Genomic DNA, 21,235 nt, shown 5'->3' with positions numbered 1-21,235 from the left:
CGAAGACGAGCAGTCGTAGTCGAGTCGCTCCGACCACCGTATCGTTCAGTACTCCACAGAGCATCCCCTGTAGACCGAGTCTGCGTCGATCGCCTCTCGCACCGCGGCGCGCACCTCGGGGAGTGTGAAGTCCAGGACCCGGAGCTTCCCGTCCACGCGGGAGATGGACTCGATGCGGTGGAAGCTGTCGCCGTAGACCTCGGCGAATCGGGCCATACCCCGAAGCTTCGCGAGCGCGTCGGGCAGCCATGCGCCGTGAGGGTCGACGATGTTGGCCTTGACGCCACGTGCACTGTCGATGAAGAACAAGAAGTCGGGTCGCAGTGTCCGCCACTCGCCGTGTCGGTCCTGGTAAGCGAGGCTCATCGAGTCACGGCCGCCGGTCGGGTTGCGGTACCAGCCAAGCTGGTCGCCACGTTCGGCTTCCTTGTCAAGGACCTCGATCTCGTCCGGGTTCAGCTTTCCGACCGGGAAAATGCCTTCCTCATCAGCAAGGAGGTGCAGCGGACGACGTTCGAGCAGCTGCGTGGACTCCCCCACCGACCGCTTCGTTTCTTCTTGCCGGTTCTTCGGTAGCGCCATCGAGAGAAGCTGAGGATCCGTGCTCATGGCCGTGATCTCGGCGTAGAGGCTCTGCCTGGACTCCGTGAGGCCCTTGATATCGACGCGGTGCTTGCCGAGCCACTCGGACGCGAGATTGTCGGCTGCGTCGTCGAGCGCGGGACGCGTCTGCGGCAACAGCGCGACCGCTGCGACTCGCACGTGCGCATCGCGCAGAACTTCCTCGTCGTCAGCATCTGCTGCGAGGTGATCGATGTAGGTTCGCGCGATGTCAGGGGTGATCGTGCGAGCTCCCTGCCGGTAAGCCTCCTGGATGGCGCGGTCGTCAGCTTCCTCGGTCCAGGTGTCGTCGGTACGGAGCCCGCGGTATCCTCGCACCGTCCCGCCGGTGACCGTGAGGACGTCACTCTCGGCCTTCGCGAGTTCTTTCGCGTACTGAGCAGCGAGCCCGTTGAGGACGCCGTGGAGGCGCTCGTGCGAGATACGTCCCGCGTCCTTCACGATCCCATCAGCTGCGAGAGCGTGCGCCAGCGAGGTGAGGCGCTTGATGGGGTTCGCGTGCTTGCGCGGCAGTGTCTCTGCAGGCAGCGCTGAGAACAGCTCCCAGACTTCATCCGGGATGGCAGGATTCGGCGTCATGAGCACCGGGTCGATGAGGACTCGCTGACCTGTGCCGCCGTCGCCGTCGAGGACTTCGCTGCCCATGATTTTTTCGAGCACGAGGCTGGCGGTGGCCTTGTTGAAGCGCGGCAGGATGCACTCGACGCTGTTGAGAAGGTCGTCGCCTTCGACGCGTCGCGCGAGCGGCGTCCGGATCATGCGGCCGAGCAACTGCGCGATGTGGGTTTCGTCCTTCGCGGGACGGAACGACACCATAACTTCGGCCCGGGGGCAGTCCCAGCCCGTACTGATCGCGTCTTTGGCCAGTAGCACACGAATGTAGTCCGCGTCCTGCACTCGCTCGGGCGAGATGTAGGGGACGCTGTACGGTCCGAACCTGTGCACCTTGTGGTCGCCGAACACGTGCGCGATCGCGTCATGCCCCAATTCGGGCCATTCGTCGCGGATCGTGTCGATGGCCGCGGCCATCTCGGTCGGCGATGGTTTGTTGGGCACCTGCAGCACGAGGAGCGGGTTGACGGGTTCCTGGTCGCTCTGTTCCGACGCGTACTGCGCCCAGGCTGCGCTCATGTCCTTGATCTTCCGGACCCCGCGACGCAGCAGCACCGTGTTGAAGTCCCCGGCCTCTGCCGGGAAGTCGAGGACGATGTCATCCTTGAGCAGGCCCGATTCTTGGATCCGCACCGAGTCGACGGTGATCGTGCGCAGGTGAACGCGGCTCTCCTGGACCTGGGCCTCGTCCATAGCCTGCTCGAAGCGCTGAACGGTGGCCGAAATTCCCCAGACGATCGGCATCGGCGGGACGCCGTTGTTGCCGTTGATGAGCCGCTTGACGATGGTCGGCGTGTCCGTGGAAGACTTCCGACCCATCCCACGGTGTGCCTCATCGAGGACCATGTAGAGCGTCGAGTTGGGGTCCTCGATCGTGTTGCGCAGCGTGTCCCAGAAGGTGAAGGGGACGGTGTCGGGGTTCGTGTCGAAGCCGGGCAGCGTCTCGGTGTTGTCAGCTCCGCGCACGAGGAGACTGTTGCGCGAGAGCTTCGAGGTGTTGAGGAAGTACACGTTCCCGGGCTGCAGCTTCGAGTACCGGAACGGATGCTCGACGGTGATGAGCCGGTTGCGGAGCCGGTCTGAGGCCTGTTCCAGCCGGTGCTTCGTCTGCTGGTTGAGCGCTGGGTCGTCACTGAACCACAGCACGACAGCATCGGAGTCGGGTACGACGTCGTAGTCGTCGCTCCCCCAGAACAGCGCTTCGATGACAGCAGCGGCCATGACGGTCTTGCCCGCACCGGTTGTCGCGGCGAGGGCGACGGAGCTGACGCGCTTACTGGCACTGCGGAAGAAGTCGCGCGCAGCAGCAAGCTCGCGCAGCGTGTCCCCGACAGCGTCTGCTTGGTAGTCCTTGAGTGTGTAGCGCATCAGAAGTCACCTACACTTTCGCAGTTGCGCAGGTAGTCCTCGTAGAGCCGAACCGTTTCCAGGTAAGGGATCTCGTTGGCGATCTGCTGGTAGCGACCCTCGTCGTCGGTGACGATATAGGCGATCCGGACACCGTCAACGCGTTCAAGCGCGGCAATGAAGTCGGCAACCTGGTCGAGGTCGTTGATAATGCCGTAGCTGTCAGCTACGTCCCATCCGTTGGAGATCGAATCGATGCGACGCCCCACGGCACCGGCGCGCAGCCACAACATGGGAGCGATCGCCGCGAACGCACGGTCAGTACCAACTCGCCACGGCGACTCATACGTGAGCGTAAAGAATGCGACATTCTCATCAAACCCGTCGGACATTGGGAACTCGTCGGTGAATTTGTAGTCACCTTTAATTGGCGCACCCTCCGGGGTCAGACCGGTAATGGCAGCCTTAATTCGCGGCTTGGTTACATAATCGCATATACCAAACTTCTCCCACTCCGAATCGCCCGGACGCAGGCCATTCTTGCGAAGCTTGACCTGCTCCGCCGAGGAAACTTCATTGTTCGTCACTGAGATGCACTGGCGCCGCCCAAGGTCCTGCTTGTTGAGACGCATGACTGCGTGCGCAGTAGTCCCTGACCCTGCAAAAAAGTCGAGAACCGTGGCATCAGGCTTATTGGCAACAAAGAACCGGAGGACGTCTTCAACGGCATACAGGCTCTTTGGAAACGGAAACGAACGCTCTGGGATCAGATTCCGAAGCAGATTACTACCGTGGTGCCCAGCGCTATGGCGAGCCAAAGTCCAAACGGTGGTTGGACGGAAGGCCGCCTCTTGAATATCACCATCGTCGGTGATGATCGAGCCGTCGTCCGCGCGCGCGATCACCTTATAGTCAGAGCCGATCTTCTTCTGCTCCCCAGACTTCAGGTAGGAGATTGCTGTGTCCGCACCTTTCGGTAGCCCGAGCCGCGCATACCCTGATTCGATTAAAGATCTGAGTGAGTCAGGTCCGACCTGCCAACGACCTTCACTGCCATCTCGACGCGTCGGCCAGACGGCAACGCACCCGCTTGGAACTGGCACCTCAAAACGAGATGCACCGGCACCAGGCGGGTTGCCGACACCCATAAAACGTGTTGCGTCGGAGTTTAGGAAGACAGGATAGAACATGCCTTCTCGATCGACGCGTCGAGCACCTGTGCCCGTGCGCTTGAGGCTGGCCCAGTGTATAGAACCGCGTACTGTGGCCGTGGAGGTCCCTCCCCACTCCTTTCCAAGCGGAAGGGGTGCAACGGCGGCTTCTCCAAGGTAGACGCAGTACACATACTCTTCGGAGCGCTTGAAGAATCTACCCCGCGCGCTACCCTGGGGTGCTATCACGCTCGTCACCATCTGGATCTGCGCCTCCGGGAAGGTCTGCTCCAGGAGTAGACCGAGCCGCAGATATTCCTTTTCGTCGATAGTGACAATAAGGACGGAGTCATAGGGATTGAGAAGCCGCTTGGCAAGTTTGAGTCGCCGCTCCATGAAAGCGAGCCACTTCGAGTGGCGGTAGAGGTCGTCACCTTCGACGTAATCGTTGTTGTACTTCCAGTCTCGCGCGCCGCTGTTGTACGGCGGATCGATGTAGATCGCGTCGACGGAGCCTGCGTGCGTAAAGGTAAGCTGTTCGAGAACGTGGAAGTTCTCGCCATTGATGACGGTGTGGAAGGGCTTGTCTCCGCCGCGCTCGACGGTGCCATCGGGGCGCAGGCCGGGGTAGATCCGGTCGCGGAACTCAGCGACGAGGATGAGGTCGTCGAGGGCGACGGGCTCAGGCTCTTCGGAGGAACCATCGTGGAGGGACACCTGCGCGGCGTCACCGGTGATGGCGTCGACGCGCCAGAGGCGCTGATCGCCGCGCTCGGTCGAGCCACGCGGGGGCAGGACTCGGACCTTGCTGCCCTTGCGGACCTTGTGCCCGGCGAGTTCGACGGCTTCGGGTGCATGGCGCTCGAAGTTGAGGCCGAACGGGAGCCGCTTCTGAAACGGACGAATCTCCGCTTCAAGATCTTCGCCCAGGCGGGGGTCGAGCTGCTTGGCGGCACGGAGCAGGTCGGTCAGCCGTGACATGTCTCTCCTCTTAGTTGTGACCTGTAGCGCTACAAAACCCGCAACAAACTGCCTGCGCTTCGCCGTTTTGTAGCGGTAGACGTGGGTAAAACCCCTGGTCGCAGGGATATCACACGTTAAACCGGAACTCCACGACGTCGCCGTCGACCATGACGTAGTCCTTGCCCTCCATCCGGACCTTGCCGGCCGACTTCGCGGCAGCCATCGACCCGTTGGCGTCGAGATCATCGAAGGACACGACCTCGGCCTTGATGAAGCCCTTCTGGAAGTCGGTGTGGATCACTCCGGCCGCCTCGGGGGCGGTGGCACCCTTCGGGATCGTCCACGCCCGCGATTCCTTCGGCCCCGCGGTGAGGTAGGTCTGCAGGCCGAGCGTGTCGAAGCCGACGCGAGCGAGCTGATCGAGGCCGCTCTCCTCCTGGCCCGTGGACTCGAGCATCTCGCGTGCCTCGTCCTCATCGAGCTCGGCGAGCTCGGATTCGAACTTCGCATCGAGGAAGATCGCCTCGACCGGAGCGACGAGCGCGCGCATCTCCTCCTTCTTCGCCTCATCGCCGAGCACCTCGTCATCGACGTTGAAGACATAGAGGAACGGCTTCGTCGTCATCAGCTGCAGCTCGCGCAGCGGCGTGACGTCGAATTTGTCCGCCTGCATCGCCTGGTAGAGCGTCCGCCCGCCCTCGAGGATCTCGGTCGCAGCGTCCATCGCGGTGAGCAGCTCGGCAGGGGCGCGCTTACCCTTGACGTCCTTCTCGATGCGTGGGCGCGCCTTCTCCAGCGTCTGCAGGTCGGCGAGGATGAGCTCGGTGTTGATCGTGTCGATGTCATCGGCAGGGCTGATCTTGCCGTCGACGTGGACGACGTCGTCATCGACGAAACCGCGGATGACCTGGCAGATCGCATCCGCCTCACGGATGTTTGCGAGGAACTGGTTGCCCAGACCCTCCCCCTCCGAGGCACCGCGGACGATGCCGGCGATGTCGACGAAGTCGACGGTGGCGTTGAGGATCCGCTCCGAGCCGAAGATCTCCGCCAGACGGGTCAGCCGCGCATCCGGCAGGGGGACGACGCCCACATTCGGCTCGATCGTCGCGAACGGGTAGTTCGCCGCGAGAACCTGGTTCTTGGTCAGTGCATTAAACATGGTCGACTTGCCGACATTGGGCAGTCCCACGATTCCGATTGTCAGTGCCACGGTAGTCAAGTCTATCCCGGCGCCGAGGCGGTCCCCGAATTCCCGTGTCCGTGCCGTCTGTCACGCTGAACCCATGAACGCAATCCCTGCCGGCGGCGTCATCGCCGCCTTCTTCCTGGCAATCGTCCTCGCAGCCGCGCTCGGCTTCCTCCTCGGCCGCGCCCTCACCCGCGCCCGCTACGTCGAGCGGCTCACCCGGGCGGAAACGACCTCGCAGATCCTGACGAACCGGACCGAGGACCTCGAAGCCGATGCGCAGATGGCCGGTGAGCTCACCGCCGCCATCGGCCCGCTCGCGGCCAGTGTGAGGCACCTCCACGAGAGCGTGCAGACCCAGGACCGGGCGCAGCTCGAGCAGATCACCCGCCTCAATGCGCAGATCTCCCACCTCAGCCAGCAGAACCTCCGCCTGCAGGAGTCGACCGGGTCGCTTGCAAACGCCCTGAACTCGACGACCAAGCGCGGAGACTGGGGAGAAGTGCAGCTGCGCCGCATCGTCGAATACGCGGGACTCCTCCCCCACGTCGACTTCGACACCCAGGTCAGCGCCGAGAAGGATGGACAGCGGCACCGACCCGACATGATCGTCCACCTGCCCGGCGGCGGCACGATCGTCATCGACGCGAAGACCCCGCTCTCAGCCCGGATGGACGAGGACGGCGAGATCGACGGCAACCATGCACGTGCCCTGCTGCGCCACGTCGACTCCCTCGCGTCGAAGGAGTACTGGAAGGCCTTCGACACGGCACCGGACTTCGTCGTCTGCTTCGTCCCCACCGACGGGCTGCTCTCCGCCGCTGCGGCGACATATCCGAAGATGATCGACCACGCCCTGGGCAAGAACGTCGTCCTCGCCTCCCCGGCTACCCTCCTCGTCCTCCTCAAGACCGTCGCCCTTAACTGGCAACAGGCGGACATGAGCACCTCGGCCGCGGAGGTGCTCAAACTCGGCACCGAACTCTACGAACGGGTCGGCACCCTTGTCTCGCACCTGTCGAAGATGGGATCGAGTCTCGATCGTTCGGTCGAGGACTACAACCGGTTCGTCTCGTCGTTCGAATCGCGGTTCCTCGTCACGGCGAGGAAGTTCCCGTCGACAGGCATCGTCGTCGACGAACTCGACACGGTGGCCGAACTCGATGCGCACAGTCGAGGGATCAGCGCCGCTGAACTCTCACGTCCGCGCTTTGGCGATGATCCGACCGAGCTGAGGAGGCCGCGTACCGGCACGCAATGACCGGGCGCTCTCAGATGATGTCGTGCTGACGGTCAGCGCCATCGCGCTTGTTCGAGGTCTTCTTGCCCGCGGCCTTGAGATCCTTGCGGAGTTCACGCGGCAGGGAGAACATGAGATCCTCCTCCGCGGTGACGATTTCCTCGACCGAGGCGAAGCCGTAGTCGGCGAGGAGCCCGAGCAGATCCTGCACGAGCCCGTCGGGCACGCTCGCACCCGAGGTGACGCCGACGGTGGCGACGTCGTGGAACCAGGTCTCGTCGACCTCGCGGGCGAAGTCGATGCGGTGAGCGGCCTTCGCCCCGTGTTCGAGGGCGACCTCGACGAGACGCACGGAGTTCGAGGAGTTCGCGGAACCGACGACGAGGACGAGGTCGGCCTGCGGAGCGATCTTCTTCACCGCGACCTGACGGTTCTGGGTCGCGTAGCAGATGTCATCGCTCGGCGGATCCTGGAGCTGGGGGAAGCGCTGCCGGAGGATGTCGACGGTCGCCATCGTCTCGTCGACGCTCAGCGTCGTCTGCGAGATCCACACGAGCTTGTCCGTGTTCTCGACCTCGACGGTCTTCGCTTCCTCGGGATTCTGGATGAGCGTGATGTGCTCGGGAGCCTCGCCCATCGTGCCCTCGACCTCTTCGTGGCCGGCATGGCCGACGAGGAGGATCTGGTACCCGTCACGGGCGAAGCGCACGGCCTCCCGGTGGACCTTCGTCACCAGCGGACAGGTCGCGTCGATCGTCGCAAGATCACGGGCGGCCGCCTCGGCGTGGACAGCTGGGGAGACGCCATGGGCAGAGAACACGACACGGGCACCCTTGGGCACCTCGTCGGTCTCGTTGACGAACACGGCACCGCGCTCGGACAGCGTCTCGACGACATGGCGGTTGTGGACGATCTCCTTGCGCACGTAGACGGGTGCGCCGTAGTGCTCGAGGGCTCGCTCAACCGCGATGACAGCGCGGTCGACTCCGGCGCAGTACCCGCGCGGAGCGGCGAGCAGCACCTTCTGGTCGCTGCCGGCAGGCGTCCGGATGTCCTCCGGGGCGATGCGCTTGCGCGGGATCGTGGGCATGGGAACAGATACGGCAGTCACGGTCCCAGTCTAGGTCTCCTGTCTGAACGTCGGCCACAAAGGTGAACCATTCCACACGCAGGCCACACGCACAGGCGGGCAGTCCCCTCATGTCTGCACCGTTCGCTAGGCTGGGCCGGGACAAGGAGAAGTGATGGCGCAACGCATATCGGGAACACCCGGGACGCTCGGCGAGTCGGTCGACCCGCAGGAGCTGCCGGCCACCGCCGCCGAGACCACGGCGGAGAACCCGTGGCCGCTCAGCCTGCTCTCGAACAAGATGAAGACCTACATCGACCGGATGTCGAGCGTGTGGGTCGAGGGCCAGGTCGTCGAACTCAATCATCGCGGCAAGGCGAGCTACCTCACCCTGCGCGACACCGACGTCGAGATGTCCCTGCCCGTCCAGATCTGGAAGAACGTCCTCGACCGCACGGGCGCGGAGCTGTCCGAGGGCAGCCACGTCGTCGCGAATCTCAAGGCGGACTTCTGGACGAAGACCGGGCGCCTGACGATGCGGGCCAACGACATCCGCGCCGTCGGCCTCGGCGAGCTCCTCGCCAGGCTCGAGCGGCTGAAGAAGCAGCTCGCCGCCGAAGGCCTCTTCGACCCCGCCAGGAAGAAGCGCCTGCCGTTCCTGCCCAACCGGATCGGGCTCATCACCGGCCGGGACTCAGATGCGCAGAAGGACGTCGTGCGCAACGTCCACATCCGCTGGCCCGCCGCCGAGTTCGAGATCCGCAACACTGCCGTCCAGGGTCCCGATGCGGTGCCCGGGGTGATGAAGAACCTCGCCGAACTCGACGCCGACCCGGAGATCGACATCATCGTCATCGCCCGCGGCGGCGGCAGCATGGAGGATCTGCTGCCCTTCTCGAACGAAGCGCTCGTCCGCGCGGTCTCAAATGCGACGACCCCGGTCGTCTCCGCGATCGGGCACGAGGCCGACCGCCCGATCCTCGACGAGGTCGCCGACCTGCGCGCCTCGACCCCGACCGATGCGGCGAAGCGCATCGTCCCCGATGTCGCCGAGGAGGCACTCGGCATCCTCAACGCCCGTGCCCTCCTCGACGCCGCCGTCAACCGCATCGTCGACCGCGAACAGGAGATGCTTACCGCCGTCCGCTCACGACCGGTGCTCGCCGAACCGCAGACGATGGTCGACGCCCGTGAGGACGAACTGCGCGTCATCCGCCGTCGCAGCCTGCAGGCGACGATCGGCCTGGTGGGCAATGCGCAGAACGAGATCACCCACCTCCGTTCGCAGGCGCGGTCGCTCTCGCCGCTGCGCACACTCGAACGCGGCTATGCCGTCGTCCAGACCGCCGAGGGCGTCGCCGTGCGCGATGCCGCCGAGGTCGAGGTCGGCTCTCCCGTCCACGTCAGGGTGGCCCGGGGACGGTTCGATGCCGACGTAACGAAGATCGACGAACAGACCGAAGAAACGAGGAACTGACCATGACCGAACCGGTGACCGGACAGGACGAAGCCGACATCAGCACGCTCAGCTACGAACAGGCCCGTGAAGAGCTCGTGGCCACCGTGCGCAGGCTGGAAGCGGGCAACCTCCCTCTCGAGGAGTCCCTGCGACTGTGGGAGCGCGGCGAATCACTCGCCGATCGGTGCCAGGCCTGGCTCGACGGGGCTCGCGAACGACTCGAGAAGGCGCGCGAGGACGCAGGCGACGAGGACTGAGGCCGGCTCAACCGAGCTGAGCGGCGACCTGATCGGCGAAGGAGTTGATCGTGTCCGGTGCGGCGATGGCCTTGAGGACGACGAACATGTCGCCCTTCGACGTCACCCAGTACTCCTTGGCATCCTCCGTGCGATAGACCTGGAAGGTGCTGCCGCTGACCTCGACGGTCTCTGCGGCCGTGGCGCCCTCGACCTTGCCTTCAGCCCACTTCTCCGAGGCACGAGCCTGCTCGAGGCTCACCCACTGGTCGTCGGGACCGAGGAACGAGAGGTACCAGGACGACGAGTCCGAACCCTTGATCGCATCGAGGTTCGCCTCGTTCGACGTCCACCCGGTGGGGACGTCGGGGACGATGAGATCGAAGTCGCTGTTCTCCTGCGACTGCTCGGCGATCGCCTTGTAGTCGACGACCCGCTCGGAATCGACCTCCGGCTGCGGCGCCATGAGGAGGACGACGACGACGAGGGCCATGCACGCAGCGATCGCCACGGTCATGTTCACCCAGTTCGACTTCTTCCGCAGCAGGCGCATCTCCTCCCGGGACCCGGGAAGGACGACTCCGGACTGGTCGGACATGGAAACTCCCTTGACAGCGGCTGGCGCCGCTTCGTCGATGCTGCGGACATTCACTCCCCCATTGTCCTCGCGCGAGCGCCCGTGAGCCAATCCGTACTCCTCTCTCGTGCTCACGATCACAGCAGGAGCGCCGGCTCCGGCAGTTCCGCTCACCCGCTCCGCTGTCCGTCCGGCCCCGGCGAGGGTGGCACAATTGGAGGCATGAGTGACTCCCAGGACGCAGTTGACGTGAAATCGCATCATGACCGGGGCCGAGTGGACGCCGATGCGCCACCGGTCGCAGTGACCGACGAATGGTCCCAGCAGGCCCAGGTGGGAGCCGGCGCACCGGACCGCAACCTCGCCCTCGAACTCGTTCGCGTCACCGAAGCCGCAGCCATCGCCGCCGCCCCCTGGGTCGGCCGCGGTGACAAGAACGCCGCCGACGGGGCAGCCGTGGCCGCGATGCGCAATGTCATCTCCTCCGTCCGCATGGCCGGCACCGTCGTCATCGGCGAGGGCGAGAAGGACGAAGCGCCGATGCTCTTCAACGGCGAACAGGTCGGCGACGGCGGCGGTGCCCGCTGCGACGTCGCCGTCGATCCCATCGACGGCACCCGCCTGACCGCCCTCGGCATGCCCAACGCGATCTCCGTCATGGCCGTCACCGAAGACGGCGCAATGTACGATCCGTCCGCCGTGTTCTACATGGAGAAGCTCGTCACCGGCCCCGATGCCGCCGACGCCGTCGACCTGCGCCTGCCGATCGCCGAGAACATCCGCCGCGTCGCCAAGGCCAAGGGAACGAAGGATCCCGCCTCGGTGACCGTGATGATCCTCGACCGCCCCCGCCACGAGGAGACGATCGCCGCGATCCGCGCCGCCGGAGCCCGCATCCGCCTCATCACCGACGGCGACGTCGCCGGCGCGATCGCCGCCTGCCGCCCCGACACCGGGGTCGACATGCTCATGGGCATCGGCGGTACCCCCGAGGGCATCATCACCGCCTGTGCGATCAAGGCGCTCGGCGGAGTCATCCAGGGCCGGCTGTGGCCCCAGGACGACAGCGAACGTGACGCCGCGGCCAAGGCCGGACTCGACGTCGACCAGGTGCTCGGCACCGACGACCTCGTCACCGGCGACAACTGCTACTTCGTCGCCACCGGCATCACGCAGGGCGACCTGCTCAACGGCGTGAAGTTCCAGGGCGGGCACGTGACCACGCATTCGCTGGTCATGCGCTCGAAGTCCGGCACGGTCCGTTCGGTCTTCGCCGAGCACCAGGCCGCGAAGACCCACTCCTACGTCGAGGCCGCCGAAGAGGCGGCCCGCCGCGGACTCGTCTGAGCACGACGCCCCATCCACCACCGGAAGCAGGTCAGGACGCAATGCCCAACCAGGCTTGGAAGCGCTTGCAGGAGGGCAATCGCCGCTTCGTCAGCGATGAGCCCCAACACCCCAACCAGGACACTGCCCGCCGTGAGGCGGTCAGTGCCGACCAGACTCCGTTCGTCTCCCTCTTCGGCTGCGCCGACTCCCGCGTCGCCGCCGAGATGATCTTCGACGTCGGCCTCGGCGACATGTTCGTCGTCCGCAACGCCGGACAGGTCGTCGACCCCGTCACCCTGGGTTCGCTCGAGTACGGTGTCGAGGTCCTCGGCACCCCTCTGCTCGTCGTCCTCGGCCACGACAGCTGCGGTGCGGTCACGGCGGCCTACAACGCCTATGACACCGGCGACACCCCGCCCGGGTTCATCTCCGACGTCGTCGCCCGCATCCTGCCCACGGTCGCCCGTGCCAGGAAGAACAACCGCACCACCGTCAACGAGACCGTCGTCCAGAACACCATCGACACGGTGGAGAAGATCATGCAGCTCTCGACGCTGATCTCACGCGCCGTCGAGGAGGGCCGACTCATCATCGTCGGCATGACCTACCAGCTCCACGACGGTCATACGACCGTCGTCGCCCAGTACGGAGGCGACGAGGCCGCGGTCTCGCCTTTTGCCTCCTGACCCGTTCCGCGCATCCGGCGGGAGGACTCGCCGGAAGACGCGGGCACACTCATCACCGAAAGGACTGTTCAACGCATGAGCGAAGAGTTTCGCATCGAACACGACACGATGGGAGAGGTGAAGGTCCCCAAGGACGCCCTCTACAGCGCGCAGACGCAGCGTGCCGTCGAGAACTTCCCGATCTCCGGCAAGACCCTCGAACCGGCCCACATCCACGCCCTCGCGCAGGTGAAGAAGGCCGCGGCGAAGGCCAACCTCGAACTCGGCGTCCTCGACGCCGACCGTGCCGAAGCGATCCAGAACGCCGCCGACGAGGTCATCGCCGGCAAGTACGATGCCGACTTCCCGATCGACGTCTTCCAGACCGGGTCGGGCACCTCGTCGAACATGAACACCAACGAGGTCCTCGCCTCGCTCGCGACGAAGGCCCTCGCCGACAAGGGCATCAGCGTCCACCCCAACGACCACGTCAACGCCTCGCAGTCGTCGAACGACGTCTTCCCCACCTCGGTCCACGTCGCGGTGACGAAGGCACTCGTGGACACGCTCATTCCGGCCATGGGCACCCTGGCGACCTCGCTGGAGAAGAAGGCCGAGGAGTTCGCCTCGGTCGTCAAGTCCGGTCGCACGCACCTCATGGACGCCACTCCGGTCACACTCGGCCAGGAGTTCGGCGGATACGCCGCGCAGGTCCGCTACGGCATCGAGCGCATCGAGTCGGCACTCCCCCGCGTCGCCGAGGTTCCGCAGGGCGGCACCGCCGTCGGCACGGGCATCAACACCCCTGACGGCTTCTCCGCCCGCGTCGTCGAACTCCTCGCCGAGGAGACCGGCCTGCCGATCACCGAGGCCCGCAACCACTTCGAGGCGCAGGCCAACCGCGACGGCCTCATCGAGGCCTCGGGCCAGCTGCGGACGATCGCCTACGGCTACATGAAGATCTGCAACGACCTGCGGTGGATGGGGTCGGGACCGAACACCGGCCTCGGCGAGATCGCCATCCCCGACCTCCAGCCCGGCTCCTCGATCATGCCCGGCAAGGTCAACCCGGTCATCTGCGAGGCGACGATCCAGGTCGCAGCCCAGGTCATCGGCAACGACACCACGGTCGCGCTGTCGTCGACGAACGGCGCGTTCGAACTCAACGTCGGCATCCCCGTCATGGCCTCGAACCTCCTCGAGTCGATCCGCCTGCTCGCCAACGCCTCGACGGTGATGGCAGAGAAGATGATCGACGGACTCACCGCGAACGTCGAGCGCGCCCGCTTCCTCGCCGAGGCGAGCCCCTCGATCGTCACGCCTCTGAACAAGGTCATCGGCTACGAAGCGGCGGCGAAGATCGCCAAGCACGCGGTCGCAAACAAGATGACGGTCAAGGAGGCGACGATCGACCTCGGCTTCGTCGAGAACGGCTCGATCACCGAGGCCGACCTCGACAAGGCCCTCGACGTCACGACGATGATCGGCTCCTACAAGTAGGACCCGCGCCCGGGAGCTCCCTCCGCCTCGGCGGGGCTCCTCCGCCTCTGCGGCGTCGGCGCATACAGATGTGGTCACAGAACCGAGGGATTTCGCCCGTTTCGGCGAGATCTCCTCGGTTCTGTGACCACTTTCTGCGTCTGGAGTGGGCTGGGCCGGCTGGCCCCAGGACCGCCCAGCCCTGGGGCCGCCGGGCCTTACGACCGGAAGGGGTCGAACTCCTCGAGCACGTCGGTGACCAGCGCCGCGATCTCCGAGCGCTCCGAGCGGGTCAGGGTCACATGCGAGAAGAGGTCGTGGCCCTTGAGCTTCTCGATCACCGCGGCGATCCCGTCGTGGCGTCCCACGCGGAGGTTGTCGCGCTGGGCGACGTCGTGGGTGAGGACGACCTTCGAGTTCATGCCGATGCGCGAGAGCACCGTGAGCAGGACGTTGCGCTCGAGCGACTGCGCCTCGTCGACGATGACGAAGGCATCGTGGAGGGAGCGGCCGCGGATGTGCGTGAGCGGCAGCACCTCGAGGAGGCCGCGGTTGGTCACTTCGTCGATGACGTTCTTGCTCACGAGCGCGCTGAGCGTGTCGAACACCGCCTCCGCCCACGGGTTCATCTTCTCGCCCTCGCTGCCGGGCAGGTAGCCGAGGTTCTGGCCGCCGACGGCGTAGAGCGGGCGGAAGACCATGATCTTCGAGTGCTTGTTCTCCTCGAGGACCTTCTGCAGTCCCGCCATGAGAGCGAGCGCGGACTTCCCCGTTCCGGCTCGACCTCCCAGCGAGACGATGCCGAGATCGTCGTCGAGGAGCATGTCGATGGCCACCCGCTGTTCGGCCGAGCGACCGTGGACTCCGAAGATGTCACGATCCCCCCGCACGAGTGTGACCTGGTTGTTCGCCCGCACCCGCCCGAGGGCCGACCCGCGCGGCGAGGTGATGACGACCCCGGTGTTGACGACCTCGTCGGCGACGGCATCGGTGGTGATCCGCCCGGAATCGTAGAACTCCGACATCTCCTCGTCCCCGAGCGCGAGTTCGCTCATCCCCGTGAACCCCGAATCAGTCGCGAGCTCGGCGAGGTACTCCTCGGCCTGGAGGCCGAGCGCCGAGGCCTTGACGCGCATCGGCACGTCCTTCGTCACGACGACGACGTCGTGGCCCTCGGCCGCGAGGTTGCGGGCGACGGCGAGGATGCGGGTGTCGTTCTCCGACCGGTCGAACCCGACGGGCATCGTCGACGCGTCGACGTGGTTGAGTTCGACCCGCAGCGTGCCCCCTGCCTCGCCGACGGGGATCGGTTCGTCGAGGCGGTCGAAGTCGGATCGGAAATCGTCGAGGATGTGCAGTGCCTTGCGGGCGGTGAAGCCGAGCTCAGGATGGTGCCGTTTGGCCTCCAGCTCGGAGACCACGACGAGAGGGATGACGATGTTGTGCTCGGCGAATCTCAGCAGTGCTCCCGGATCCGAGAGAAGCACCGAGGTGTCGAGGACGTATGTGTGGACCTTTTCGGCCATGGGGACCCCTGTGGCGTACGTAGCGCCGAGGTCCGAGTCCTGACATCACCCGGACCCCGGGTTGGTGTCGACCAACTACTGCCAACCTATCCCCGATCACACCGTGGGCACGCAGCGGCACGCGCATTCGGGCAAGTCGCGTCGTGAACTTCGCATGAATGGCCGCGGTCCGAACGTGACCGCGTGTGTTAGCTTCGCGGTATGCCGGATGCGATCTTCGACAACCCCCAGCTCGTCGCGGTCTACGATGCCTTCGACGGCCCCCGTGACGACCTCGACCTTTATGAGGCGATCGCCGCGGAACTCGGTGCCGGCACGGTCATCGACCTCGGGTGCGGAACCGGGGTCTTCGCCCGCAGGCTGGCCCGGACCGGGATCCGAGTAATCGGGATCGATCCCGCCCAGGCCTCGATCGACTTCGCCGAGGCGGTCGCCGCGAAGGAGTCCCTGTCCGTCGACTTCCGGTCGGGCACCTCGGCCGACATCCCCGCGATCGACGCCGACCTCGTGACGATGACGGGCAACGTCGCCCAGGTCTTCCTCGGCCTCGATGAGCTGCGCGGCGTCTTCGCCGACTGCGCCCGCGGGCTGCGACGGGGCGGCCACCTCGCCTTCGAGTCCCGGATCCCCGAGACGAAGCCGTGGACGGACTGGGCGGACCGGCAGCCGAAGACCCTGGAGGTCGAAGGCATCGGCGAGGTCACCGAGACGTTCGTCCTCGGACAGGTCGACCTGCCCTTCGTCTCCTTCACCCACCTCTACCGCTTCGCCGCCACCGGCGACACCATCGGATCCCGCTCCCGACTGCGGTTCCACGGGAAGGCGGAGATCACCTCGGCGCTGGAGCAGGCGGGCTTCGCCGTACGCGAGATCAGGGACGCACCGGACCGGATCGGACGGGAATGGGTCTTCCTCGCCGAGAGACTGTGACGATCCCACCGCCGCGCATGAGCATCGGACTCAGAGACGCAGCGCGGATCCACCGCCTCGCGGGATAGCGCGGCTACCGTCCGAAACGGCGCTGGCGCAGGCCGTAGTCGCGCACTGCCCGGAGGAAGTCCGTGCGTCGGAAGTCGGGCCAGTACGTTTCGCAGAAGTAGAACTCCGAGTACGCCGACTGCCACATGAGGAACCCGGAGAGTCGCTGCTCGCCTGAGGAGCGGATGATGAGGTCGGGGTCCGGCTGGCCCTTCGTGTAGAGGTGGGCGCCGATCTGCTCGGGTGAGAGTTCGGCGATGATCGTCTCGAGGTCCGTGCCCTCGTCCTGCCGGGTGCGCAGCAGCGATTTGACCGCGTTGACGATCTCCTGTCGCCCCCCGTAGCCGACGGCGACGTTGACGCGCATTCCGCCCTCCCCCGAACAGCTCGCCGCTTCCAGGCGCTGCCGCAGGTCGGGTGGGAGGATCTCGAGGTCCCCGACGAGCTGGACCCACACGCCGTCGAGCTTCGCGATCCGCTCGACCATGTCGGAGATGATCTCGATGAGCACGGCGACCTCGTCGGCGGAGCGGGCGAGGTTCTCCTTCGAGAGGACATAGAGGGTGACGATCTCGACGTCGACCTCCTGGCACCAGCCGAGGAACTCGACGATCTTGTCCGCTCCCGCACGGTGCCCGTCGGCGGTGGTCGCTCCGAACTCCTTCGCCCACCGCCGGTTGCCGTCGGTGATGACACCGACATGCCTGGGGACGGGCACCGAGGTCTCGAGCTCGCGCAGCAGTCTCCGCTCGTAGAGACGGTAGAGCAGGCTCACCGGTCGTGCCACGACGTCCTCATTCCCATTCCTCGCCGGTCGGTCGAACACCATACAGAGTACTATCCCCGAGCGCGCTGACCTGCGGCTGCCGCGAAGGCGCGGACACGGAACGCACATGACCACCACATGAGCCGTTGGCCCGGCTGCCAGGAGACCCGGATAGATTGGGGTCATGAATGCTCCCGTCACGGACCCGCCCGCGCTCGATCAGCCTGCGAATCCGCCGCGGGAGCCCCGCTATCCCCTCCGCGTCGCCCGCCGCCGCTCGGCGCTGCGCAGCGAGCTCGGCAAGCTCGCCGGGCAGGTCAAACCCAAGCTGCGGGGATGGTTCCATGCCGGTGCGTTCCCGCTGGCGATGATCGGCGGCTTCGCCCTCGTCATCATCTCCCCGACGATCGAATCGCGGCTGGCAGCCTCGATCTTCGCGGTCACCGGCATGCTCCTCTTCGGCACCTCGGCGGTCTACCACCGCGGCCGCTGGCGGACCAAGGCTCGCCTCATCCTCCGCCGTCTCGACCACGCGAACATCTTCCTCATCACCGCGGGCACGTACACTCCGCTGGCCGTGCTCATGCTCGACACGCAGCAGGCGATCGTGCTCCTGTCCGTCCTCTGGGGTGCCGCAGCCCTCGGGGTGGCGTTCCGGACGATCTTCACCACCGCGCCGAGGTGGCTCTTCGTTCCCATCTACGTCGGCTTCGGCATCGCCGGAGTCGGCTACATCCCGCAGATCTGGGCGACTCTGCCCGCGGTCGGCATCCTCGTCGTCGCCGGCGGAGTCTGCTACATCGCCGGAGCCGTCATCTACGGCATCAAACGGCCGAACCCCTCACCGAAATGGCTCGGGTTCCACGAGATCTTCCACATCCTCACGATCGCCGGCTACGGCTGCCATCTCGCAGCCCTGCTCGTCGCGGCGGTCGCCGCGTACTGAGACGGCGCACCCTGGACAGGGCGCGACCTGAGACGAGACGAAGCGGACTGTCCCGGCTGCGGCTCTGAGAGCGCCGCCGAGCTCACTCGCTCGGGGCTTCGGCGGATTCAGCTGCGGTCGGTGCCCTCAGGACGTGGGGTCTCCCCCGCCGGCCTCTCACCGTCGTCGGCGCTGTCACGGTCGGCTGCCTCGGCGGGCGACTCTCCACGGTCGGCCCCCGTGTCCGGCTCGTCATCGCGTACGGCCTCCGGCGCGTTAGCCCCGGAGAGCGTCGACTGGTTGGGCACGGCATACTTGCGCAGCGGAATCGGGTAGGCGTCGCTGGCGCGCGAGCGCGCACGCACCCGCCGCACCCGCTTGAGTGCGTCGCGGATGAGGAAGATCGCCACGACGACGATCGCGAACGTCGTGAGGAAGCCGATCGTTCCCGGGGTGACGAGGTCGGGATCAGGTCCCCCGCTCGGCGTCTCCGTCGCGGCGAGGACCGAGAGGGGGGCCGGCAGGGTCGTCACGGATACGGCAGAGAGGCTCATGCGCTCTCCTCCTCACGGTCGTCGGCGTCCGAGGCGGACGGCAGCATCCCCTCGGCAGGAACCTGGCGACCGTCGTCGAAGCGGACGCCGGCGAAGAGATCGGACTCCTGGAAGTCCTCCCCCGGTCTCAGCGGCTCACGGTCGGTGTCGTCGACCGCGAGTTCGAACTCCTCGGTCGGCCAGTACGTGCGCGCCGCCTGCCGGGACGCGGAGAAGAACCCGCCTTCGGGATCGATCTGCGTCGCATGCGAGAGGAGCGCGCGATCGCGGGCGTCGAAGTACCCGCGGCAGTCGATGCGGGTCGAGAGCCAGTTGGGGCGTTCGGCGGCGCGCTTGCGGAAGTCGTCGATGTGCTCGGCGAACGGAGACTCGAGGCCGGCCTCGAGCATCTTCTCGTGGATCGTGATCCACTTCTTCGCCGACAGATCCTGGTTGTAGTAGACCTTCTGCACCGACCACGGGGCGCCGAGTTCGGGATGCGCGTCGGGATCGGCGGCTGCGGCGACGGCTGCCATGGTCACGGCGTGGTTCTTGATGTGATCGGGGTGAGGGTAACCGCCGAGTTCGTCGTAGGTGGTCACGACCTGCGGACGGAACTGGCGGATGATGTGGACGAGTGGGAGCATCGCGATCTCGGTCGGCACCCGGTAGAAGCATCCGGCGGGGATCTCCTCGTCGAAGTCGCCTTCCGGCAGACCCGAGTCGACGTGACCGACCCAGACGTGCTCGGCCCCGAGCGCCGAGGCCGCCGCAGCCATCTCCTCACGGCGGAGGCCGGCGATGTCCCGGGAGGCCTTCGGAGACTGGAGGAGAGCCGGGTTGAGGATGTCTCCGGCCTCGCCGCCGGTCATCGTGGCGATGAGGACCCGCGCGCCGAGGTCAGCGTACTTCGCACTCGTGGCCGCGCCCTTCGACGACTCGTCGTCAGGGTGCGCGTGGACGGCCAGCAGTCGCAGCCCATCGTATGGAAGCGCAGACATGTCTCGATGGTCCCCTCTCGGTTCGGCTGTGAGCCGTTCCTCACTCTGTCCGTGCCTGAGCAGGATCGCCGCACACGGATCGACTACTCTAGATTAGTGCGCGAAGGCGACAGATGAGGAATTCAATGACTGAGGTTACAGCCGCAGAACCGCAGGGCGACCGATACGGGCGCGCCCGCACCCCGCGACGCCGCCTCAGCCGCAGGGCGACTTACCTCGCCGCAGCCGCCATCGCCGTCACCGTCGTCGTCATCGGCATCTTCGCGTTCCAGCCGTCGACGACTCCGACCGACCCCAAGACGCTCGGCTACACGGTCAACGACTCGGCGAGCACGACGGTGAGCGTGGGGATCTACCCCGACCGTGAGCGCAGCGTCCACTGCATCGTCCAGGCCACCAACAGCAACGAGGCGATCGTCGGCTTCACGGAGGTCAGCCTCCCCGCCGACCCACAGGCCGACCCCACTTCGGCCCAGGGACTCACCGTCGAGGTCGCGACCACACAGCTCGCCGCCTCGGGGCACGCCGACGCCTGCTGGTTCGAGTGAGGCGGGTGCCCTCACCTGCGTGAGGCACACCCCGCCCGAGGCACACCCCGGCAGAATGCAAATCCGCTTGCCTCCTCGGCACCCGACCGACTGCCGCGTCCGCGCAAGGTGCCTTTTCGAGCCCCTGGCGCGGACGGCGCGCGTCCTCCCAGACGGCGACCGGTGTGTGCAGAACAGCGAACCGCTGTCCGAATCGTGACCCAGATCATCGAAATCCTGCCCAGATGGGTTAGAATGTAGTTTCATTCACCACCCGGGCGTACCCCACGCCCGGTTTTTCGTTGCCTGACATGCCGTCAGTGCACCGAACCGAAGAAGGAGAAGTCATGACCGAGGATGTCACCCAGGAAGAGACATGGTTGACCCAGGAAGCCTTCGACCGCCTGTCGAAGGAACTTGAACACCTCTCCGGACCGGGACGTGCAGAGATTGCTGAGAAAATCGAAGCCGCCCGCGACGAGGGTGACTTGAAGGAGAACGGCGGCTACCACGCGGCACGCGAGGAGCAGGGCAAGCAGGAGGTTCGCATCCGCCAGCTCGAACAGCTCCTGCGCTCGGCGAAGGTCGGATCGAGCGAGAGCGACGGCAAGACCGTCTCCCCCGGATCCGTCGTCACGGCGAAGGTCGCGGGCAACGAGATGCGCTTCCTGCTCGGCAGCCGTGAGATTGCCGGCGACTCCGACATCGACGTGTTCTCGGAGAAGTCGCCGCTCGGCGCGGCCGTGCTCGGCACCTCCGTCGGGGACAAGACGAGCTACGAAGCTCCCAACGGCAAGGAGATCGCCGTCGAGGTGACGAAGATCGAGGCGTTCTCGGGCTGAGTCGACCTCAGCAGTCGGGTGCCGACCCCGACGCACACAGACCGGAGGGCGGGTGCACACTGCACCCGCCCTCCGGTCTTCTCTCTGCGCGCAGTGGTCGCAGTGCGCGGTCTCTGTTCCTGTCCGCAGAACTGAACGACAACCGCTCGGTCTGAGACCGTACGCGCTGGTCCGATCCAGCGCGCACGGATCAGAACCGA

The 21,235-nt window shown here is 66.0% G+C and carries 19 protein-coding genes; 10 read left to right on the top strand and 9 right to left on the bottom strand.

Features of this window, described 5'->3' with window-relative positions; all coding sequences use genetic code 11:
- Positions 1 to 45: 45 nt before the first annotated feature.
- The 3 genes from ACQ1RG_RS10975 to ychF form a co-directional block, all read right to left on the bottom strand.
- Positions 46 to 2,601: a DEAD/DEAH box helicase family protein gene (locus ACQ1RG_RS10975; protein ID WP_063249396.1), complete on the bottom strand. Its 2,556-nt coding sequence runs from the start codon at positions 2,599 to 2,601 to the stop codon at positions 46 to 48.
- Positions 2,601 to 4,712: a site-specific DNA-methyltransferase gene (locus ACQ1RG_RS10970; protein ID WP_009374919.1), complete on the bottom strand. Its 2,112-nt coding sequence runs from the start codon at positions 4,710 to 4,712 to the stop codon at positions 2,601 to 2,603. Before ACQ1RG_RS10970 ends, ACQ1RG_RS10975 begins: the two co-directional genes overlap by 1 nt.
- Before the next feature lie 109 nt (positions 4,713 to 4,821).
- Entirely contained in the window at positions 4,822 to 5,907 is a 1,086-nt protein-coding gene (ychF, locus tag ACQ1RG_RS10965) for a redox-regulated ATPase YchF (protein WP_063249398.1), read from the bottom strand.
- Positions 5,908 to 5,980: 73 nt separating this feature from the next.
- Here ychF and ACQ1RG_RS10960 point away from each other — a divergent pair, with 73 nt between their 5' ends.
- Positions 5,981 to 7,144 carry a DNA recombination protein RmuC gene (locus ACQ1RG_RS10960; RefSeq protein ID WP_430600119.1) on the top strand — a complete coding sequence of 388 codons (1,164 nt, stop codon included), beginning with the start codon at positions 5,981 to 5,983 and terminating at the stop codon, positions 7,142 to 7,144.
- 10 nt (positions 7,145 to 7,154) lie between these two features.
- Here ACQ1RG_RS10960 and ACQ1RG_RS10955 read toward each other — a convergent pair whose 3' ends face one another.
- Positions 7,155 to 8,213, bottom strand: coding sequence for a 4-hydroxy-3-methylbut-2-enyl diphosphate reductase (locus ACQ1RG_RS10955; protein WP_430600871.1), 1,059 nt, complete (start codon positions 8,211 to 8,213; stop codon positions 7,155 to 7,157).
- Positions 8,214 to 8,367: 154 nt separating this feature from the next.
- On the opposite strand from ACQ1RG_RS10955, the gene xseA reads away from it, so the two are divergent.
- The gene (xseA, locus tag ACQ1RG_RS10950; RefSeq protein WP_144587904.1) at positions 8,368 to 9,669 is read left to right on the top strand and encodes an exodeoxyribonuclease VII large subunit; all 1,302 of its coding nucleotides are present in this window, start codon (positions 8,368 to 8,370) and stop codon (positions 9,667 to 9,669) included.
- Positions 9,670 to 9,671: 2 nt separating this feature from the next.
- On the top strand, positions 9,672 to 9,908 hold the full coding sequence (locus ACQ1RG_RS10945; protein ID WP_063249403.1) for an exodeoxyribonuclease VII small subunit: 237 nt from the start codon (positions 9,672 to 9,674) through the stop codon (positions 9,906 to 9,908).
- A gap of 7 nt (positions 9,909 to 9,915) precedes the next feature.
- On the opposite strand, the gene ACQ1RG_RS10940 is transcribed toward ACQ1RG_RS10945, so the two are convergent.
- Positions 9,916 to 10,485 carry a DUF4245 domain-containing protein gene (locus ACQ1RG_RS10940; RefSeq protein WP_144587906.1) on the bottom strand — a complete coding sequence of 190 codons (570 nt, stop codon included), beginning with the start codon at positions 10,483 to 10,485 and terminating at the stop codon, positions 9,916 to 9,918.
- Between the two features lie 201 nt (positions 10,486 to 10,686).
- Here ACQ1RG_RS10940 and glpX point away from each other — a divergent pair, with 201 nt between their 5' ends.
- From glpX to ACQ1RG_RS10925, 3 genes are all read left to right on the top strand, one after another.
- Positions 10,687 to 11,811 (top strand): class II fructose-bisphosphatase, encoded by a 1,125-nt coding sequence (glpX, locus tag ACQ1RG_RS10935; protein WP_063249405.1) that lies wholly within the window; start codon positions 10,687 to 10,689, stop codon positions 11,809 to 11,811.
- 41 nt (positions 11,812 to 11,852) lie between these two features.
- Positions 11,853 to 12,479 carry a carbonic anhydrase gene (locus ACQ1RG_RS10930; protein WP_095375732.1) on the top strand — a complete coding sequence of 209 codons (627 nt, stop codon included), beginning with the start codon at positions 11,853 to 11,855 and terminating at the stop codon, positions 12,477 to 12,479.
- 75 nt (positions 12,480 to 12,554) lie between these two features.
- The gene (locus ACQ1RG_RS10925; RefSeq protein WP_095375731.1) at positions 12,555 to 13,958 is read left to right on the top strand and encodes a class II fumarate hydratase; all 1,404 of its coding nucleotides are present in this window, start codon (positions 12,555 to 12,557) and stop codon (positions 13,956 to 13,958) included.
- Positions 13,959 to 14,155: 197 nt separating this feature from the next.
- On the opposite strand, the gene ACQ1RG_RS10920 is transcribed toward ACQ1RG_RS10925, so the two are convergent.
- Positions 14,156 to 15,463: a PhoH family protein gene (locus ACQ1RG_RS10920; RefSeq protein WP_009374891.1), complete on the bottom strand. Its 1,308-nt coding sequence runs from the start codon at positions 15,461 to 15,463 to the stop codon at positions 14,156 to 14,158.
- 201 nt (positions 15,464 to 15,664) lie between these two features.
- Here ACQ1RG_RS10920 and ACQ1RG_RS10915 point away from each other — a divergent pair, with 201 nt between their 5' ends.
- Positions 15,665 to 16,393: a class I SAM-dependent methyltransferase gene (locus tag ACQ1RG_RS10915; protein ID WP_259864616.1), complete on the top strand. Its 729-nt coding sequence runs from the start codon at positions 15,665 to 15,667 to the stop codon at positions 16,391 to 16,393.
- Between the two features lie 73 nt (positions 16,394 to 16,466).
- Here the strand turns inward: ACQ1RG_RS10915 and ACQ1RG_RS10910 are convergent, their stop codons facing one another.
- On the bottom strand, positions 16,467 to 17,228 hold the full coding sequence (locus ACQ1RG_RS10910) for an isoprenyl transferase (protein WP_009374889.1): 762 nt from the start codon (positions 17,226 to 17,228) through the stop codon (positions 16,467 to 16,469).
- A gap of 163 nt (positions 17,229 to 17,391) precedes the next feature.
- Here ACQ1RG_RS10910 and trhA point away from each other — a divergent pair, with 163 nt between their 5' ends.
- Positions 17,392 to 18,153 carry a PAQR family membrane homeostasis protein TrhA gene (gene trhA / locus ACQ1RG_RS10905; protein ID WP_009374888.1) on the top strand — a complete coding sequence of 254 codons (762 nt, stop codon included), beginning with the start codon at positions 17,392 to 17,394 and terminating at the stop codon, positions 18,151 to 18,153.
- Positions 18,154 to 18,260: 107 nt separating this feature from the next.
- Here the strand turns inward: trhA and ACQ1RG_RS10900 are convergent, their stop codons facing one another.
- Together ACQ1RG_RS10900 and mca are read right to left on the bottom strand one after the other, a co-directional pair.
- A complete protein-coding gene (locus ACQ1RG_RS10900; protein WP_009374887.1) occupies positions 18,261 to 18,686 on the bottom strand; it encodes a hypothetical protein in 426 nt (141 codons plus the stop codon).
- Positions 18,683 to 19,666 (bottom strand): mycothiol conjugate amidase Mca, encoded by a 984-nt coding sequence (gene mca / locus ACQ1RG_RS10895; RefSeq protein WP_095375728.1) that lies wholly within the window; start codon positions 19,664 to 19,666, stop codon positions 18,683 to 18,685. Before mca ends, ACQ1RG_RS10900 begins: the two co-directional genes overlap by 4 nt.
- A gap of 125 nt (positions 19,667 to 19,791) precedes the next feature.
- On the opposite strand from mca, the gene ACQ1RG_RS10890 reads away from it, so the two are divergent.
- Complete coding sequence (locus ACQ1RG_RS10890) at positions 19,792 to 20,214, top strand: DUF4307 domain-containing protein (RefSeq protein WP_009374885.1); 423 nt, start codon at positions 19,792 to 19,794, stop codon at positions 20,212 to 20,214.
- A 326-nt stretch (positions 20,215 to 20,540) separates the two neighbouring features.
- Positions 20,541 to 21,035 (top strand): transcription elongation factor GreA, encoded by a 495-nt coding sequence (gene greA / locus ACQ1RG_RS10885; protein WP_009374884.1) that lies wholly within the window; start codon positions 20,541 to 20,543, stop codon positions 21,033 to 21,035.
- Positions 21,036 to 21,235: the final 200 nt, after the last annotated feature.

The organism is Brevibacterium sp. K72, from assembly GCF_050562175.1.
Taxonomy (GTDB): domain Bacteria; phylum Actinomycetota; class Actinomycetes; order Actinomycetales; family Brevibacteriaceae; genus Brevibacterium; species Brevibacterium casei.
Note: the sequence above shows the minus strand (reverse complement) of the source record. Positions and strands in the feature narration are given on the sequence as shown.